The sequence below is a fragment of the Pseudomonas sp. R37(2017) genome (genome assembly GCF_002113375.1).
Taxonomy (GTDB): domain Bacteria; phylum Pseudomonadota; class Gammaproteobacteria; order Pseudomonadales; family Pseudomonadaceae; genus Aquipseudomonas.
In genome coordinates this window covers 85,883-104,561 of sequence record NZ_NEHO01000001.1, presented here as the reverse complement: position 1 = coordinate 104,561, position 18,679 = coordinate 85,883, and the positions used below count along the sequence as shown (strand labels likewise).

The window sequence follows — 18,679 nt, the reverse complement described above, 5'->3', positions numbered from 1 at the left end:
CCATCGACCGTCGCCGCACACATGAATTTAGCGCTAGGGCATACACGGGGCTGCGAACCAGAGCGTTCGAGCCGCCGGTACTGGAGAAAGAAAGCATGAGCAACTGGTTAGTAGACAAACTGATCCCTTCGATCATGCGTTCCGAGGTCAAGAAGAGCTCGGTGCCTGAAGGTCTTTGGCACAAATGCCCTTCTTGCGAGGCTGTGCTGTATCGTCCGGAGTTGGAAAAGACCCTGGACGTTTGCCCCAAGTGCAATCATCACATGCGCATCGGCGCTCGCGCCCGTATCGACATCTTCCTCGACGTTGAAGGCCGTACCGAGCTGGGTGCTGACCTGGAGCCGGTCGACCGCCTGAAGTTCCGCGACGGCAAGAAGTACAAGGACCGCCTGACCGCTGCGCAAAAGCAGACCGGTGAAAAGGACGCGCTGGTTTCCATGAGCGGTACTTTGCTGGGTATGCCGATTGTGGTTTCGGCGTTCGAGTTTTCCTTCATGGGCGGTTCGATGGGCGCCATCGTCGGTGAGCGCTTCGTTCGTGCCGCCAACTACGCCCTGGAAAAACGTTGCCCGATGGTCTGCTTCTCCGCCTCCGGTGGTGCGCGGATGCAGGAAGCGCTGATCTCCCTGATGCAGATGGCCAAGACCTCCGCGGTGCTGGCGCGCCTGCGCGAAGAGGGCATCCCGTTCATCTCCGTGCTGACCGACCCGGTCTACGGTGGCGTTTCCGCCAGTCTGGCGATGCTGGGCGACGTGATTGTCGGCGAGCCGAAGGCGTTGATCGGTTTTGCCGGTCCGCGTGTGATCGAGCAGACCGTGCGCGAAAAACTGCCGGAAGGCTTCCAGCGCAGCGAGTTCCTGCTGGAGCACGGTGCCATCGACATGATCATCGACCGTCAGGAACTGCGTCCGCGTCTGGGCAACCTGCTGGCGCAAATGATGGGCTTGCCGACGCCGAAGTTCGTGGCTGCCCCTGTCGAGCCGATCGTGGTTCCACCGGTACCTGCCAGCGTATGACCCAGCGTACCCTCGGCGAATGGCTCGCCTACCTTGAGCAGTTGCACCCTTCAGCCATCGACATGGGGCTGGAGCGGTCGCAGCAGGTAGCGTCCCGCATGGGGCTGGGCAAGCCGGCGCCACGGGTGATTACGGTCACCGGGACCAACGGCAAGGGTTCCACCTGTGCGTTCGTGGCGTCCTTGCTGCGCGCCCAGGGCTTGAAGGTCGGGGTTTACAACTCCCCGCACCTGCTGCGCTACAACGAGCGTGTAACGGTCAATGGTGTCGAAGCCTCGGATGCCGAACTGTGCGAGGCCTTTGCTGCGGTAGAGGCCGGGCGCGGTGAAACTTCCCTGACTTACTTCGAAATGGGCACCCTGGCGGCGTTCTGGCTGTTCCAGCGCTCCGGGCTCGATGCGGTGGTGCTGGAAGTCGGTCTGGGCGGTCGCCTGGATACGGTCAATGTAGTGGACGCCGACATGGCGTTGGTCACCAGTATCGGCGTCGATCATGCGGACTACCTCGGTAATACCCGAGAGTCCGTGGCTTTCGAGAAGGCCGGTATTTTCCGTCGGGGCGCTCCGGCGCTCTGCGGTGATCTGAATCCTCCGCAACCCCTGCTGGACAAGGCGCGCGAGCTCAACTGCCCGTTTTTCCTGCGTGGGCGTGATTTCGATCTCGGCATCACCGATCACAACTGGCAGTGGCGCGGTGTCGATTCGCAAGGGCGTGCAGTCGAGTTGCGCGATCTGCCGCTGCTTGATCTGCCGATGGAAAACGCTGCGCTGGCGTTGCAGGCTTACTTGCTGCTCGGCCTGCCTTGGGTGGATGCGCAGATTGTCGAAGCGCTGCGGGCAACGAAGGTGGTCGGTCGCCTGGATCGCCGCGAGTTCGAGTGGCAAGGCAAGCGTTTGAATTTATTGCTGGATGTGGGGCATAACCCGCATGCGGCGGAGTATCTGGCCCGTCGTCTGGCCAGTCGTCCACCGGTCGTCAAGCGTCTGGCGGTGTTCGGGCTGCTGGCGGACAAGGACCTGGGCGGTGTCGTCGGCGAATTGAATGCCAGTGTCCAGCATTGGGCTGTCGCGCCGCTGGATTCGCCTCGGGCGCGTCCGGTTGCGGACCTGCACGGTGCGTTGCAAGGGCTGGGCGCTTCGGTCACGTCCTACGAAAGTGTGGCGGCTGCCCTGGAAGGGCAGTGCGCTCAGGCTACGAGCGACGACGAAATCCTGTTGTTCGGATCATTTTATTGTGTCGCCGAGGCCCTTGAATGGCTGGATCGGCGCTCCACGGAGGACGCGGCAAATGGCATTGCTGGATAAGGCATACAAGCAGCGCATGGTTGGCGCTCTGGTGTTGGTCGCGCTGGCGGTGATTTTTCTGCCGATGCTGTTTTCCCGCCAGGACGAGCAGCGGCAGGTGACGGTCGAAGCGCCGGCGGCTCCGCAAGCGCCGGCGATGCCTCAGGTGCAGGTCGAGCCCGTGGCGGTGCCCGAGCCGCAAGCCTTGCCTCAGGAGCCTGTGCCGAGCGATGACGAAATCGCCCAGCAGGAATCGACGACGCCAGTTGTGCCGGTGGCTCCTGCGCCTGCCGCCAAGCCGGTTACACCGCCACCTGCGCCTGCGCCTGCGCCTGCGCCAGCGCCGGTTCCGGCTCTGGCCGCCAAGCCTGCGACCGCGCCTGCGCAGCCTATCGCGGCGGCACCTGGCAAGCCGGACACCACGCAAAGCCGTGTCGACGCCAATGGCCTGTCTGTCAGTTGGTCGGTGCAACTGGCCAGCCTGTCGAGCCGTGAAAGCGCGGAAAAACTTCAGAAAACCCTGCGCAGCCAGGGTTACAACGCCTACATCCGTACCGCCGACGGCAAAAACCGGGTGTTTGTCGGGCCGCTGATCGAGCGTGCCGAAGCCGACCGGCTGCGTGACTTGTTGAACCGCCAGCAGAACCTCAAGGGATTTGTCGTACGCTTTCAACCGGAGCGCGGCTAAAACTATCGCCCCGATATGAAATGCACTGACAATCGCAGCTTACCGACAAGCATGGGCTCTGCTAAAATGCGCCGCCTTATCCGTCTGTAGGCTGCACTGTGCCATTTACCTGGGTTGACTGGGCGATCGTAGCTATCATCGCCATCTCCGCATTGATCAGTCTGAGCCGCGGCTTCGTCAAAGAAGCGCTGTCGCTGCTGACCTGGATCATCGCAGGAGTCGTTGCCTGGATGTTCGGTGGTTCACTGTCCGAGTACCTCGGCGGGTACATTCAAACGCCATCAGCCCGTATAATCACAGGCTGTGCCATCATGTTTGTCGCCACTTTAATCGTAGGCGCAATGATCAATTATCTTATCGGCGAACTGGTTCGCGTCACCGGGCTCTCCGGGACCGACCGATTCCTCGGCATGGCCTTCGGCGCCGCGCGTGGCGGGTTGCTGGTGGTTATCGCCGTCGGGCTGTTGAGCCTGGGGCCGGTACAGCAGGACGGGTGGTGGAAAGAGTCACAGCTCGTGCCAAGATTTCTATTGGTCGCCGATTGGTCCAAAAACCTGATTCTCGGGTGGAGCAGTCAGTGGCTTGCCAGCGGAATCAGCGTACCCGCTGATATTCCGTTCAAGGAGCAACTCTTGCCGACGGCCAAAACGCCTCAGTGAGTAGTGCTCAGTTCAGATCCATTAAGTAGGGGTTGCGTCGCATGTGTGGCATCGTCGGTATCGTCGGTAAGTCGAACGTCAATCAGGCGCTGTATGACGCGCTAACCGTCCTCCAGCACCGCGGCCAGGACGCTGCCGGTATTGTGACCAGCCATGATGGCCGGTTATTCCTGCGCAAGGACAACGGCCTGGTGCGTGACGTGTTCCAGCAGCGTCACATGCAGCGCCTGGTCGGTCACATGGGCATTGGCCATGTGCGTTATCCGACCGCGGGCAGCTCGACTTCGGCCGAAGCTCAACCGTTTTACGTCAACTCGCCTTACGGCATCACCCTGGCGCACAACGGTAACCTGACCAACGTTGAACAACTGGCCAAGGAGATTTACGAATCCGACCTGCGCCACGTCAACACCAGTTCCGACTCGGAAGTGCTGCTCAACGTGTTCGCCCACGAACTGGCCCAGCGTGGCAAGTTGCAGCCGACCGAAGAAGACGTGTTCGCCGCCGTCACCGACGTGCACAACCGTTGTGTCGGTGGTTATGCCGTCGTAGCGATGATCACCGGCTACGGCATCGTCGGCTTCCGCGACCCGCACGGCATCCGCCCGATCGTTTTCGGTCAGCGTCACACCGACGAAGGCGTCGAGTACATGATCGCCTCGGAAAGCGTTTCCCTGGACGTGCTTGGCTTCACCCTGATTCGCGACCTGGCGCCGGGCGAGGCGGTCTACATCACTGAAGAGGGCAAGCTGTACACCCGTCAGTGCGCGACCAACCCGTCCCTGACCCCGTGCATCTTCGAACACGTCTACCTGGCGCGTCCGGATTCGATCATCGACGGCGTGTCGGTCTACAAGGCGCGTCTGCGCATGGGCGAAAAACTGGCCGAGAAGATCCAGCGCGAGCGTCCGGATCACGACATCGACGTGGTCATCCCGATCCCGGACACCAGCCGTACCGCCGCGCTGGAGCTGGCGAACCACCTGGGCGTGAAGTTCCGCGAAGGCTTTGTGAAGAACCGCTACATCGGCCGGACCTTCATCATGCCGGGCCAGGCTGCGCGGAAAAAATCCGTACGCCAGAAGCTCAACGCCATCGAGCTGGAATTCCGCGGCAAGAACGTGATGCTGGTGGACGACTCCATCGTTCGCGGTACCACTTGCAAGCAGATCATCCAGATGGCCCGCGAAGCCGGCGCCAAGAACGTTTACTTCTGCTCCGCGGCGCCAGCGGTGCGCTACCCGAACGTCTACGGCATCGACATGCCGAGCGCTCACGAGCTGATCGCCCACAACCGTTCGACCCAGGACGTGGCGGACCTGATCGGTGCCGACTGGCTGGTCTATCAGGACCTGCCTGACTTGATCGAAGCGGTCGGCGGCGGCAAGATCAAGATCGACAAGTTCGATTGTGCGGTGTTCGATGGCCAGTATGTGACCGGCGACGTCGACGAGGCTTACCTGAACAAGATCGAGCAGGCACGCAACGATGCCTCCAAGGTCAAGACGCAGGCAGTCAGTGCGATCATCGATCTGTACAACAACTGAGTTTCCACCGGCCCTGAGGGGCCGGTTTTGTATCCGGCTTTTTATTTACGAGAATAGGGAAAGGAGTGACAGCATGAGTCAGGATTGGGATGCCGGTCGGTTGGACAGCGACCTCGAAGGCGTAGCGTTCGATACCCTGGCCGTACGTGCCGGTCAGCACCGTACGCCGGAAGGCGAACACGGTGATCCGATGTTCTTCACTTCCAGCTATGTATTCCGCACTGCCGCCGACGCCGCCGCGCGTTTTGCCGGGGAAGTGCCGGGCAACGTCTACTCGCGCTACACCAACCCGACCGTACGCGCCTTCGAAGAGCGCATCGCCGCGCTGGAAAGCGCCGAGCAGGCCGTGGCCACGGCCACTGGCATGGCGGCCATCATGGCGGTGGTGATGAGCCTGTGCAGCGCCGGCGATCACGTATTGGTGTCGCGTAGCGTGTTCGGTTCGACCATCAGCCTGTTCGAGAAGTACTTCAAGCGTTTCGGCATCGAAGTCGATTACGTGGCCCTGGCGGATTTGTCCGGCTGGGACGCGGCGATCAAGGCCAACACCAAACTGCTCTTCGTCGAGTCGCCGTCCAACCCGCTGGCCGAGTTGGTCGACATCGCCGAACTGGCGAAAATCGCTCACGCCAAGGGCGCGATGCTGGTGGTCGACAACTGCTTCTGCACCCCGGCATTGCAGCAGCCACTGAAAATGGGTGCGGACATCGTCGTGCACTCGGCCACCAAGTTCATCGACGGCCAGGGTCGTTGCATGGGGGGCGTGGTCGCCGGTCGCAGCGAGCAGATGAAAGAGGTGGTGGGCTTCCTGCGTACCGCAGGGCCGACCCTGAGCCCGTTCAACGCCTGGATTTTCCTCAAGGGCCTGGAAACCCTGAACCTGCGGATGAGGGCGCATTGCGCCAACGCCCAGCAACTGGCCGAATGGCTGGAGCAGCAGGAGGGCATCGAGAAAGTCCATTACGCCGGCCTCAAGAGCCATCCGCAGCACGAATTGGCGCTGCGCCAGCAGAAGGGCTTCGGTGCGGTCGTCAGTTTTGAGGTGAAGGGTGGTAAAGAGGGCGCCTGGCGCTTTATCGATGCCACGCGCCTGATTTCGATCACCGCCAACCTGGGCGACAGCAAAACCACCATCACGCATCCGAGCACTACGTCCCATGGCCGCTTGGCACCGCAAGAGCGTGAAGCAGCGGGCATTCGTGACAGTTTGATCCGCATTGCGGTCGGTCTGGAAGACGTGGTGGACCTGCAAGCCGATCTGGCGCGCGGTCTGGCTGCGTTGTGATCGAGTTGTCGGTGCCGGCTAGCGGCTCAAATGGCCGAGTAGCATTGGTGACCGGTGCTGCGCGCGGTATCGGCCTGGGGATCTCGGCCTGGTTGATCAGCGAGGGCTGGCAGGTCGTGCTGACGGATCTGGACCGGGAGCGCGGTTCGAAAGTGGCGAAGGTGCTGGGCGACAGCGCCTGGTTCATCGCCATGGATGTCTCGAATGAGGGCCAGGTCGCGCTGGGCGTGGCCGAGGTGCTCGGTCAGTTCGGGCGCCTGGATGCGCTGGTCTGCAATGCCGCAGTGGCCGATCCGCACAACATCACGCTGGAAAGCCTGGATCTGGCGCACTGGAATCGGGTGTTGGCGGTGAACCTCAGCGGGCCGATGTTGTTGGCCAAGCACTGTGCGCCGTACTTGCGTGCTCACAACGGTGCCATCGTCAATCTGGCTTCGACCCGCGCCGGGCAGTCCGAACCCGACTCCGAGGCCTATGCGGCGAGCAAGGGTGGCTTGTTGGCCCTGACTCATGCATTGGCCATCAGCCTTGGTCCGGAGATCCGGGTCAACGCCGTCAGTCCTGGCTGGATTGATGCGCGCGACCCTTCGGTGCGGCGTGCCGAGCCTTTGACCGAGGCCGATCATGCCCAGCATCCGACGGGCAGGGTGGGGACGGTCGAGGATGTGGCGGCGATGGTGGCCTGGCTGCTGTCGAGGAATGCCGGATTTGTCACCGGCCAGGAATTCGTGGTCGATGGCGGCATGACCAAGAAGATGATTTATGAGCAGTGAAAGGCAGCTTCGAGCTGCAAGCTGCAAGTTAAAGCGTGACGGTGGTGTGCCTTGCGGGATGTGTAACCGCTTTTACTTGCAGCTTGAAGCTTGCCGCTAAAAGCTGTTTTTGAAAAAAACTTCAATCCTGCTATTGACTTAGGTTCTCTACCTGCGTAAATTTCGCGGCCTCGGAGATGCAAACGGGTGATTAGCTCAGCTGGGAGAGCGTCTGCCTTACAAGCAGAATGTCGGCGGTTCGATCCCGTCATCACCCACCACTCCCGAGATACTTGCGAAAGCAAGAGGTAGGCTGAAATGCCTCCACCGACGCGCAGCGGTAGTTCAGTCGGTTAGAATACCGGCCTGTCACGCCGGGGGTCGCGGGTTCGAGTCCCGTCCGCTGCGCCATATTTTCCGAGTCAGGCTTGTCCTGGTTCGAGATTGAAAAGCTACTGAGTTTTCAATCAGACGAGTTACCTGAGCATCTGCTCAAAGCGATACGCAGCGGTAGTTCAGTCGGTTAGAATACCGGCCTGTCACGCCGGGGGTCGCGGGTTCGAGTCCCGTCCGCTGCGCCATATCCGCCTCAAGGCCAACTGAACGCCTTGGAGCTACGAAGAAGCCACAGGTTACTTCGAGTCGATAGCAAAGACCCTGGTCGAAAGGCCGGGGTTTTTTGTTTCTGGAATTCAGGTTTTATTCATCTCGCCTTTTCCTGGCGGACCTTCCTGCAAGCCTCGTGCAGGAGTGGTCGGTCGGGCACTTTAGCGACGCCGTCGCCTCCCCTCCAGCCTCACGCTACCGAGATTCATGGCTACGCTTGATGTACTGCGTCGAATAGTCGCGTTTTTTTGATTTTCTGGTCAGTTTTTAGTTTTCCGTCAGGCCATAAGCCTATAAACTTAACCTTTCGGTCAGCTTTGAACTGTCAACAATGGCCCTTTGTATCGTCGAAAAGGGCTTCAGCAAGACTCGAGATTCCCAGTACATAACCAGAAGGGTGGACCCCATGACCGCCCAGAGGATGATCCATGTCCAACCGTGATATATCCCGGCGCTCGTTCCTTCAGGGCGGGCTGGTAGCGGGCGTGAGCGTGACGCTCACGCCATTGAGCAGCCAGGCGCTGGCTGCCTTGATGGAGAACAGCGTGACCGTGCCGTCCGAGCAGTGGCTCGGCAACAATGGCAAGGCGCGCGCCCGTAACGATGCCTTGTCCAAGGTCTGCGGCAGCAAGGTCTTTGCCCGCGACATTCGTGCCAAGGACATGCCGGGCTGGCCGCAGCAACAAGGCCACGCCATGCTGCTGAAAACCATCAAGGCCGACCGCATTTATGACGGGTATGACCTGTCGTGGCTCGGTGCCGATCTGCAACCGGATCGCATCGTTACCGCCGAAGACCTGGTCAAGGACGGCATCGTGTTCCCGGAAGAGCACGCGCCTGACCCGCTGCTGCCGGCCGGCAAGGTGCCGATGTTCATCGGTCACCCGGTGGCGATCCTGATCTGGAATGACTTCGAACGTTTCCGCAAGGCCAAGGCCCAGCTCAAATTCAATGATAAGGCGATCCGCTACGGCGCCCAGGTGCCGTTCTATGAAGGCGATCCGTACGGCAGCTTCCGCTACGTGCGCGTGGGCGGCGCGACTTCGGCTGACGAAGACGAATTCGCCAGCCTCAAGGATTCGATCCTGTTCCCGATGCTGCGCAACCGTCGTCCGGTGTGGAATGCGCAACCGAACCTGCACGGCAACCTGACCGAGCGTGGGCTGTTCTACGCCGATCGCATGAAGCAGCAGATCGATACGCCGCCGGACAACTGGCTGGTGTTCGATGAGCGCTACAAGACCCCGTCGATCGAACCGGCCGCCCTGGAACCGGACAACGGCAACGGCTGGTACGACCCGGCCACCAAGACCCTGCATTTTGTCGTTGCCACCCAGTGTCCGCTGGAAGCCGCGACCGAAACCGCGAAAATGATCGCACCTTCGCGTTTCGGCCTGGCCAACCTGAACATGCACCCGGGCTATACCGTCGGTTACGGCTCCAAAGACCACAACATTTTCGTCTACTACGCTGCGCTGGCGGCGCTGTACGGCGCCGGCGTGCCGGTACGCCTGGCCAACGACCGCTATGAGCAGTTCCAGAGCGGCATCAAGCGTCACCCGTTCGACATTCGCTACCAATTGGCAGTGGACAAGAACGACCACAGCTTCAAGATCTTCCGCGCTGAAATGAGCGTCGACGGTGGCGGGCGAATCAACTACAGCCCGTCGGTGGCTGCGGTGGGCGCCACGGCCGCGCAATCGATCTACTACATGCCGCAGAACGACCTGCAGGTCACGGCTTACCATTCCCGCGCGGTAGAAGCCGGGTCGATGCGTGGCTACGGCACCCTGCAGAGCATGGCGTCGACCGAAATGATGGTCGACGAAATCGCTGATCGCCTCGGTGTCGATGCCATTGAGCTGCGCCGTAAAAACGCACTGCGCTCGGGCATGAAGAACACCCAGGGCGCAATCCCGGCCGGTGCCTTGCGCCTGCACGAGATTCTCGACAAGGCGGCGGCCCACGACACCTGGAAAAACCGCGACGCGATCAAGAAGCAGCGCGAAGCTGCCGATCCGGACAACTGGTACGGGGTGGGTTTCGCCATTTGCCAGAAAGACTTCGGTACCGGTTCCGAAGCGCCGATGGCCAGCATCGAGTTCACGGCCGAAGGCCGCATCAGCCTGCGCCACATCGGTATCGAAATCGGCACCGGCATGTCCACCTCCCAGGCCATGGTCGTGGCTGATTTCCTCGGCATCCCGGCGCACGAAGTGAAGACCGGCGAAACCGAATGGAAGGAGTTGCAACTGATCAGTGGCGGCAACCCGTACATCATGAGCCAGGCCGAGCAGGACAACTTCCTGCGCAATCCGCGCTGGGTCGGCAAGGTGGCCTCGGCTTCGTCGGCCACCAACTCGGCGTACTACTTCAGCCACGCCACCCGTGAAGCGGCGCGTGTGCTGTTCAACCACGGCCTGTGGCCGGCGGCCATGGAGATCTGGCGACAAGGCCCTTACGGCGGCCAGGCCAACCCTTACGTGGTGCGCCGCGAAGATGCCCATTGGGTCGACGGCAAGCTCACGGCCAACGGCATGGAGCCACTGCCATTCGCCATGCTGGCCAAGCGCGTTCATGAGCGTGGTCTGGTGAGCGGTGCCACCGTGCACGGGTTCAACCGCTGGAGCTGGGCCGAGGCCGAGTTCAGCATCGACGGCGTGCGTGAGCGTCTGCCGCTCGATGGCCTGGCGGTCAAGTACGGCGACGGTGCCCCGAGTGCGAAGAAGGCGCAAATGAAGAGCGCCGGTTTCCATTTGCTGGATCGGCAGAACATCGCCTACCCGGCAACCCAGCTGAACAACGCGGCGGTGACGTACTACAGCCCGGTCGCGACGCTGGTGGAAGTGAAGGTCAACAAGGGTTCGGCGGAAGTGTCGGTGCTCAATCATCACTCGTGGGTCGAGTGCGGTCGGGTGCTGGTGGAAGAATTGGTCAAGGGCCAGATCGAAGGCGGCATTGCCATGGGCATCGGTCATGCGTTGATGGAAGAGATGCCACTGTACGAAGGTGGTCCGGGGGAGGGTGACTGGAACTTCAACCGTTACCGCCTGCCAATGGCGCGTCACGTTGCGGTGTGGAAACAGACGGCGGACATCCTGCCGCCACTGTCGCCAAGCGACCCGTCCAAGGGCATCGCCGAAGTGGTGATGATCCCGGTGGTCGGCGCCATCGGTAACGCCGTGGCCCATGCCATCGGTAAACGTGTCCGCGACCTGCCTATCACTTCTGCACGCATCAAGGAGGCCCTCAATGGCTAACCGTCCGCTTCAACTGACCCTCAACGGTCAATCCGTCGGCCCGGTGGACATCCCTGATGACCTGCCGATGATCGACTACCTGCACGAGTACAAGAACCTCACCGGTTCGCGCCTGGGCTGCGGCCAGGGCATCTGCCACGCTTGCGTGGTGATCGTCGACAACCCCGACGGCACCAGCGAGGAAGTGCGTACCTGCATCACCGGCGCGCACTATTTCGAAGGCAAGAAAGTGCGGACCATCGAAGGCCATGCCACCCGCGACGAGCAGGGCAAGGTCACCGAGCTGAACCCGATCCAGCAGCGTTTCGTCGATGAGTTCGCTTTTCAGTGCAGTTACTGCGCACCGGGTTTCGTCAACGCCGCGACCGTACTGGTGGAAAAGCTGCAGCGTCAGCCGATCGTCCAAAGCCAGCTGGAAAAAGTCATCGAGGACAGCCTTGGTCATCACATCTGCCGTTGCACCGGATACGTGCGTTACTACAGCGCCACGCGCAACGTGCTGACCGATCTCGGCCTGGTCAAGGAGGGTTAAGCATGAAGTTTCTACTTGGCCGCCTGGCATTGGCGGTTGGTCTGGCTGCGCCTGTGGTGGCGGCTTACGCGGATGATGCGCAGGTCAAGCAAGGCGAATACCTCGCCCGCGCCGCCGACTGCATGGCCTGCCACACCGCACCGGGCGGCGCGCCCTATGCGGGCGGCCTGCCGATCGTGTCGCCGTTCGGCACGATCTATGGCACCAACATTACCCCGAGCAAAGAGCACGGCATCGGCCTGTACAGCGATGACGAATTCTTCGCCGCGCTGACCGAAGGCAAGCGCCGTGATGGCGCGAACCTGTATCCGGCGATGCCCTACACCTCGTATCACCTGATGCCGCGAGCAGATTCCGACGCGATTCATGCCTACCTGAAAACCGTCGAGCCCATCGAGCGTGCGGCACCGGTCACCAGCCTGAGTTTCCCGTTCAACGTGCGTCCGGGCCTGATGGCCTGGAACATGATGTACGGCAAGGACGTGAAGCTGGAACCTGCCGAGGGCAGGAGCGAGGCCTGGAAACGCGGCCAGTACATGGTCGACGTGCTCGGTCACTGTGGCGAATGCCATACACCACGTGGCCTGCCGGGTGCGATGCAGCAGGACAAACGCATGACTGGCGGCATTCTCAATGGCTATCTGGCACCGAGCCTGCTGGCCACTGACCTGGCGGCCCGTGGCTGGAATCATCAGGACCTGAGCTCGTTCCTCAAGCACGGCATGAGCGCCCAGGGCACGATGTTCAACGAGATGTTCCCGGTGTTCCACAACAGCACCCAGGGCCTCAGCGATCCGGATCTGGCGGCGATGGCGACTTTCCTGCTCGGCGATCAGCCGCCCGTGGCGAAAGTGCTCACTGAAGTGCCGTTGGACAAACTGAGCCCGAGTGCCCAGCGCGGCCGTCAGGAATATTTGAATGTCTGCGCCGGTTGCCACGCTCCAGATGGCGAAGGCAAGCCGCACATTGCCGTGGCCATGCGTGGCAACACCACGCTGCGTCTGGAAGATCCACGCAACCTGGTACGGGTCATCGACGACGGGATTGGTGAGCAGAAGTTCTCCGGGTTCGAGCACATGCAGCCGATGCCAGGGTTCGCCAGCAAGTTGAGCGACGAGCAGCTCACGGATCTGCTGAACTACCTGCGTCAGGGCTGGGGCGGTCAGCCGAAGGATCTGGCTGTGAACGACGTGCAGAAGTTGCGGGCCGATGCGCCGCCGCTCGAGCACAAGGCCCACTGATATGCAGCATCTGGATCTGCAAGTGGTGCGCCGGGCGCTGGAGTGGTCGACGGCCGGCCAGCGTATCTGGCTGTGTACGGTGCTGGCCACTTACGGCTCGGCGCCGCGCGCACCGGGTTCGCTGCTGGCGGTGAATACGCAGGGGCACTGGATTGGCTCGCTGTCCGGTGGCTGTGTCGAGGAAGACTTTCTCGAGCGAGTCGCCGAAGGCGCGTTTCTGGACCCGGTCAACGTTGTTCGTTACGGCGAAGGCGACGATCCGCGCTCGCGCGTCAGCCTGCCATGCGGCGGGGTGCTCGACGTGCTGGTCGAGAAGCTGGATGCCGACTGTGACGTGCAGGCGCATCTTCGGGAGCTGGAGTCGGCCCTGTTGGGCCGGCGTCGGTTGATCCGCGAAGTCGATCTGCAGAGTGGTGCGCGCAGCCTGTTCGACGATCGTGAGCAGGGTGTGCGTATCGAGCGTGAAATCGACCGGGTGCGTGTGCGCGTCGGCGCGGCCCAGCGTTTGCTGCTGGCCGGGTACTCCAGTGTCGCTCAGGCCTGTGCGGAGTTTGCCGTGGGCCTGGGCTTCGAGGTGATTCTATGTGACCCGCGGGACGACGTGCTGGAAGGCGTCGTGCTGGAAAACGTAGAGATTCGTCGCCAGCTGCCGTCGGTGTTCATCGCCGAGGGTGGTTGTCACAGCGATACGGCGGTGGTGGCGTTGACCCACGATCCACGTATCGATGACCTGGCGATGATGGAGGCTGTTCGCACCGATGCGTTCTATATCGGCGTGATGGGCTCCATGCAGACCTCGCAAAAGCGTTTCGAGCGCTTGCGGCGCATTGGTGGCCTGGGGGACGTCGAGTTGGGGCGGATTCACGCGCCGATCGGGCTGAACCTGGGCAGCAAGACGCCGGCGGAAATCGCTCTGGCGGTACTGGCCGATATCCTGCGGATTCGCAGCGGTATCGCGCGGGACCGCCTGTAGTCCAACATCAGCGGGCCTCCAGCAAACATTGTGGGAGCGAGCTTGCTCCCACAATGAAATGCAGTGCCCTCAGTACCCGAACCTGTCGCGCAATCCGTAATACCAGGCGCCCAGCGCCGCGAACGGCGTACGCAGCATTTGTCCGCCGGGGAACGGGTAGTGGGGCAGGTCGGCAAAGGCGTCAAAACGCTCGGCCTGGCCGCGCAATGCTTCGGCCAGCACCTTGCCCGCCAGGTGCGTGTAGGTCACGCCATGGCCGCTGCAGCCCTGGGAATAGTAGATGTTGTCGCCCAGGCGCCCGACCTGGGGCAAGCGCGACAGCGTCAGCAGGAAGTTCCCGGTCCAGGCGTAATCGATCTTCACGTTCTTGAGCTGCGGGAATGCCTTGAGCATCTTCGGTCGAATGATCGCCTCGATGTTCGCCGGATCCCGCGCACCGTACACCACGCCACCACCGAAGATCAGACGCTTGTCGCCGCTGAGGCGGTAGTAGTCGAGCAGGTAGTTACAGTCTTCGACGCAGTAGTCCTGAGGCAGCAGGGACCTGGCCAATTCTTCGCCCAGTGGCTCGGTGGTAATCACTTGAGTGCCGCAAGGCATCGATTTGGCGGCCAGCTCCGGCACCAGATTGCCCAGGTAAGCGTTGCCGGCGACGATGACGAACTTGGCCCTGACCTTGCCTTGTGGTGTGTGCACGACCGGATTGGTACCGCGTTCGATGCGTATGGCCGGTGACTGCTCATGGATCGTCCCGCCCAGGGATTCGACCGCCGCTGCTTCACCCAGCGCCAGGTTGAGCGGATGGATGTGGCCACCACTCATGTCGAGCATGCCGCCGACGTATTGATCGCAGGCAACGACATCGCGGATGCGGCGTTGATCCATCAACTCGAGCCGGGTATGACCGAAACGCTCCCACAGGCGCTTCTGTGACTCCAGGTGACCCATCTGCTTGGCGGTCATGGCAGCGAATACGCCACCGTCCTTCAGATCGCACTGGATGTTGTACCTGGCGACCCGCTCACGAATGATCCGGCCACCTTCAAAGGCCATCTGTCCCAGCAACTGGGCTTGTTTGGGGCCAACGCTGCGCTCGATGACATCGATGTCGCGGCTATAGCTGTTAACGATCTGGCCGCCATTGCGTCCCGACGCTCCGAAACCCACCCTGGCGGCTTCGAGCACCGTGACCTTGAAACCGTTCTCCAGCAGAAACAGGGCAGAGGACAACCCCGTATAACCGGCGCCAATCACACAGACATCGGTCTCGACATCATCCTGCAACGCCGGGCGCGGAGGAACCGCATTGGCCGATGCGGCGTAGTAGGACTCTGGGTAGGGAGTGTTAGCCATTCGGCAGCCTCTGTTTAATATATTTTACGAATGCGTTGATCCTACCCGAGTTGAAAATCGCCCGCCAGCCACCCGGAAAATCTTCTTTGCACCGGCAAAATTAAATATTTTGCATATTCATAGGGTTAGCGCGAAAAAAGGTGTTGACACCCCTCCGGAATTCCGTAGAATGCCGCCTCACAGCAGGCACGTAGCTCAGTTGGTTAGAGCACCACCTTGACATGGTGGGGGTCGTTGGTTCGAGTCCAATCGCGCCTACCAAACAAAATCCGCTCTGCTGGGCGGTCTGAAAGGGCTCACCGAAAGGTGGGCCCTTTTTTGTTGTCTGGATTTCATGCAGAACGTTCACAAAATATTGGGTTCGTTCATGAGTTTGACCGGAGCGTCGTTGGCTGCTTCGTGGAAACGCTGAACTGCGGGCATAGGAAATCCTCGTCCGCCGTACACCGGCAGGCTCTGTGCTTTAATTTGGAGAATTAATTAGTGGGGTGGAACTATGCATAGGGCGACACGAAATCCGTTGTTCCTCATTGGGATTCCGTTGGCCTTATTAGGGGTTAGTGCTGGTATAGCCAACCTGCTTGATGGTGAAATGGTTAGTTTCTCGGCGTTAGGCCTTTTAATTCAAGGTCTTGCTTTTATGTTGGCAGGCTGGCTGCAGAGGGGGAGGTGAGCTTCGCGGCCGTCACTTCATCCCCTTGTAGCAGTACACGTAAGCGAACCAGGCGAGGGTGATCATGGTGTCACCTCGCGTCGCGCCGACCAGCAAACCGGGCCATCGTCGGTGTCGTGGATCGCCAGGCAGAACCAGCCTTCGCCGTCTGGCTTGTCCGGATCCCAGTAGCTGCAGTCAGGGTAGTGGGGTGGTGATGACGTTGCCAAAAACTGTCCGAGAGTTCGTCGTGGCAACGATCAGCACCACAATCTCCAGTATCTGCGGCGGTGCATTCCTCGTGCGCTGGTCGGGGATTGGCGGCTGGGCAGTTGAGCGCATTGTGGTGCTGCGCCGCGCCGCATGACCACGCGGCGTGGCTCGCTGCCGAGGTTGCAATCATAGAGCGCTACCTGCTGCCTGGCTGATAGCCGCTTGCCCAAAACGATCAGCGGTCAGACTTTCCGGTCGTTATAAACTGGCCGGAAAGTCCGTGAATCATTTTATTGTGCGCTGGAAAATGCGTAAAAGCAGTCGCTGCTGGAGCTCTAGTTTTGATCGGTCTTTGAATGTTCGTTAGTGACAAGGTCTACAAGTAGTTTTTTTGCCAGGTATTCAGACGCTATTGGCGTCAGGTGTCCATAGTCCCAGCTTGTGATGCCTGCTTTAATGTCATCTCCCAGGTAGGTCATGCAGCCATCTTTGTTGCAGAGTGCGTTTATTATATCGGCATAAATTGCTCCCGAGTTGGCCAGGCTTTTTTTCAGCTCGGTGTTTTGATCCATAACTACCATGTTTAGCCCTAAAAAAGTGCGCCTTGGCGTGTTAATCCACAGCGTTTTCATGATCGTTTTAGGAAGTTCAACTGTCCAGTGTGGTGTAGGCCCTGTAAAAATAACGCGCTTGACTCCAGCATCTTTCAATGCCAGGAAAATACGGTGAAGATTCGCCGCGTCGTGGTTTTCATTTTGGCCAACAATTACTACGTCTGGAATGACTTGCTTTATTTGCTTCAGAGCAAACCAGTTCGACTGCGTACAGAAATCTGTGGTTGAAGGGTTCTTGACGTCGGGAGACGCCACGCATCCTGAACTGGCGACTTGTAGGATATCCCAGTTTTCAGGCAGTTCTTTTCTTAATCCTGAGTAAAGTTGTTGAGCGTGAGAGTCCCCCCAAATAAATAGTGTCTTGCCTTTTGGGAGTTGCTTTGTGTAGCAACTGCTGTTTATTTCAGTGACTGGTACATTTGTTGAGTTCCCTTTGACGTACTGGGCTGTGTCCTGAAAATTGCACTCGCCACGATAATTCTTGAATAGTTCAAGTTTTGCGAAGTATTTTCGCTCTGGTAAAGAGTTTTCAAAATACTCCGCGAATTCCTCTCTGTCATTTAAGCGAGATTTGAAGCCGTCATTCACATATGTAGCGTATCCAGTCATCCCGAAAAATAACATGAGAGCGGTGAGTGCAATTGTTTTTGTTTTTTTGTAAGCGCTAAGGCGCAATGGGCGCTCGACAAACTTATATGTGAGCCAAGACAGGAGTACGGAAGTCACAACAGCTAGGCTCAATGTTGTTGGTGAGGCTGTGCTCCCCTCCAGGATATGAGCGAATGATAGAAGAGGCCAATGCCAAAGATACAATGGGAAACTGATAAGTCCGAACCAGACGAATATTCGATTGGATAGTACTGTTCTGTTGAACCATGCATGTGGACCTCCCGCGATAATGAGAGATGCGCCCACAGTTGGCAATAGTGCCCACCAGCCTGGAAACTGGTTGTTCCTGGTGGTTAGAGAAAACGCCACTGCAAGGCATGTAAATCCAAGAAATGATTGGGTGTTTCGAATAACTGGGCCACCGACCCCTCTCCATTTCGGGAATGTCTGGCTTTTATACATGGTCACATAGGCAAGATATGATCCAATTAGAAGCTCCCAAAATCTGGTTTGCGGTGAGTAGAAAGTACCAACGGGATCTGGCTGCACGCTCATTAAGTTTAAGGCGAACGATGTGCCGCCAATCAAGATGAGTAGTATCAGGGTGTTCAGTCTTATTTTAAATGCGGCCCAGAGTATCAATGGCCAAAGCAGATAAAATTGCTCTTCAATACCCAAGGACCATAAATGCAGGAGCGGTTTTGTGTCTGCGCTATTGTCGAAGTAACCAGATTCTGCACGTAGCACGAAATTTGATATGAAAACAGAGCCTCCGGCAATGTGTTTTCCAAGTTGCATATATTCATCAGCAAGGAGAGCGAACCAGCCGAATGCCCAAGTGGCGGCAAGCATGAGCAAGAGCGCGGGAAAAATCCGACTTACCCGACGGCTGTAGAATTCCACGAAACTGAAACTGTTTCTCTCGAGGCTTCCGAAAATGATGCTGGAAATCAGGAAGCCGGAAATAACGAAAAAGACATCGACACCAACGAACCCACCCGGAATCAGGGATGGAAACGCATGGAACGCGACGACAGACAGGACTGCGATCGCGCGCAACCCGTCAATATCCGGCCGATATTTAGGGTGACTCAGGTGCTTATCGACCGTTGATTGCGGCGATTCAGATAAGGAGGTCATTGGTTTTCGTAGATCCGTTTTAATTGAACGCCATACTTGAGCGCCGAGCATCATACCAGCACCACAAACCCTTCCCGCCATCGAGCGGTTTTTCGCTTGGAGAAAAGTCATGGCAGTTACCGAAAAAGCCGCGACATCCTCGCCCGAACCATCGGGGACGAGGCGCGCGGCGAAGAGATACTCGGACAGATCGCTGTTGCCTGGACCATTCGTAACCGAGTGTTCGATAGAAAGGCCAAGTCCTGGTGGGGAGACT

The 18,679-nt window shown here is 59.4% G+C and carries 14 protein-coding genes and 4 tRNA genes; 16 read left to right on the top strand and 2 right to left on the bottom strand.

Annotation, left to right across the window (positions count from 1 at the left end):
• Positions 1–95: 95 nt before the first annotated feature.
• From accD to CAG47_RS00460, 14 genes are all read left to right on the top strand, one after another.
• Complete coding sequence (gene accD / locus CAG47_RS00525) at positions 96–1,016, top strand: acetyl-CoA carboxylase, carboxyltransferase subunit beta (protein ID WP_085722981.1); 921 nt, start codon at positions 96–98, stop codon at positions 1,014–1,016.
• The gene (gene folC, locus CAG47_RS00520; protein WP_085722980.1) at positions 1,013–2,320 is read left to right on the top strand and encodes a bifunctional tetrahydrofolate synthase/dihydrofolate synthase; all 1,308 of its coding nucleotides are present in this window, start codon (positions 1,013–1,015) and stop codon (positions 2,318–2,320) included. Before accD ends, folC begins: the two co-directional genes overlap by 4 nt.
• Complete coding sequence (locus CAG47_RS00515; RefSeq protein ID WP_085722979.1) at positions 2,304–2,987, top strand: SPOR domain-containing protein; 684 nt, start codon at positions 2,304–2,306, stop codon at positions 2,985–2,987. The genes folC and CAG47_RS00515 overlap by 17 nt, the downstream gene beginning before the upstream one ends.
• A 98-nt stretch (positions 2,988–3,085) precedes the next feature.
• Entirely contained in the window at positions 3,086–3,646 is a 561-nt protein-coding gene (locus CAG47_RS00510; protein ID WP_085722978.1) for a CvpA family protein, read from the top strand.
• A 41-nt stretch (positions 3,647–3,687) separates the two neighbouring features.
• The gene (purF, locus tag CAG47_RS00505) at positions 3,688–5,193 is read left to right on the top strand and encodes an amidophosphoribosyltransferase (protein ID WP_008016246.1); all 1,506 of its coding nucleotides are present in this window, start codon (positions 3,688–3,690) and stop codon (positions 5,191–5,193) included.
• Positions 5,194–5,266: 73 nt separating this feature from the next.
• Positions 5,267–6,478, top strand: a complete 1,212-nt coding sequence (locus CAG47_RS00500) for an O-succinylhomoserine sulfhydrylase (RefSeq protein WP_085722977.1) — start codon at positions 5,267–5,269, stop codon at positions 6,476–6,478.
• Positions 6,475–7,251: an SDR family oxidoreductase gene (locus tag CAG47_RS00495; protein ID WP_085722976.1), complete on the top strand. Its 777-nt coding sequence runs from the start codon at positions 6,475–6,477 to the stop codon at positions 7,249–7,251. Before CAG47_RS00500 ends, CAG47_RS00495 begins: the two co-directional genes overlap by 4 nt.
• Before the next feature lie 184 nt (positions 7,252–7,435).
• Positions 7,436–7,511, top strand: a tRNA-Val gene (locus CAG47_RS00490).
• Between the two features lie 53 nt (positions 7,512–7,564).
• Positions 7,565–7,641, top strand: a tRNA-Asp gene (locus CAG47_RS00485).
• A 93-nt stretch (positions 7,642–7,734) separates the two neighbouring features.
• Positions 7,735–7,811: transfer RNA gene (locus CAG47_RS00480), tRNA-Asp, on the top strand.
• Between the two features lie 453 nt (positions 7,812–8,264).
• Complete coding sequence (locus CAG47_RS00475; protein ID WP_085722975.1) at positions 8,265–11,096, top strand: xanthine dehydrogenase family protein molybdopterin-binding subunit; 2,832 nt, start codon at positions 8,265–8,267, stop codon at positions 11,094–11,096.
• Positions 11,089–11,628 carry a (2Fe-2S)-binding protein gene (locus tag CAG47_RS00470; protein ID WP_085722974.1) on the top strand — a complete coding sequence of 180 codons (540 nt, stop codon included), beginning with the start codon at positions 11,089–11,091 and terminating at the stop codon, positions 11,626–11,628. Before CAG47_RS00475 ends, CAG47_RS00470 begins: the two co-directional genes overlap by 8 nt.
• A 2-nt stretch (positions 11,629–11,630) precedes the next feature.
• Positions 11,631–12,869, top strand: a complete 1,239-nt coding sequence (locus CAG47_RS00465; RefSeq protein ID WP_085722973.1) for a cytochrome c — start codon at positions 11,631–11,633, stop codon at positions 12,867–12,869.
• 1 nt (position 12,870) lies between these two features.
• A complete protein-coding gene (locus tag CAG47_RS00460) occupies positions 12,871–13,842 on the top strand; it encodes an XdhC family protein (RefSeq protein WP_085722972.1) in 972 nt (323 codons plus the stop codon).
• Between the two features lie 69 nt (positions 13,843–13,911).
• On the opposite strand, the gene CAG47_RS00455 is transcribed toward CAG47_RS00460, so the two are convergent.
• Entirely contained in the window at positions 13,912–15,195 is a 1,284-nt protein-coding gene (locus CAG47_RS00455) for an FAD-binding oxidoreductase (RefSeq protein ID WP_085722971.1), read from the bottom strand.
• A 184-nt stretch (positions 15,196–15,379) separates the two neighbouring features.
• On the opposite strand from CAG47_RS00455, the gene CAG47_RS00450 reads away from it, so the two are divergent.
• Together CAG47_RS00450 and CAG47_RS28550 are read left to right on the top strand one after the other, a co-directional pair.
• Positions 15,380–15,456, top strand: a tRNA-Val gene (locus CAG47_RS00450).
• A gap of 608 nt (positions 15,457–16,064) precedes the next feature.
• Positions 16,065–16,214, top strand: a complete 150-nt coding sequence (locus CAG47_RS28550) for a hypothetical protein (protein ID WP_158091303.1) — start codon at positions 16,065–16,067, stop codon at positions 16,212–16,214.
• Positions 16,215–16,395: 181 nt separating this feature from the next.
• On the opposite strand, the gene CAG47_RS00445 is transcribed toward CAG47_RS28550, so the two are convergent.
• Entirely contained in the window at positions 16,396–18,423 is a 2,028-nt protein-coding gene (locus tag CAG47_RS00445) for an acyltransferase family protein (RefSeq protein WP_256577364.1), read from the bottom strand.
• Between the last annotated feature and the right edge of the window lie 256 nt (positions 18,424–18,679).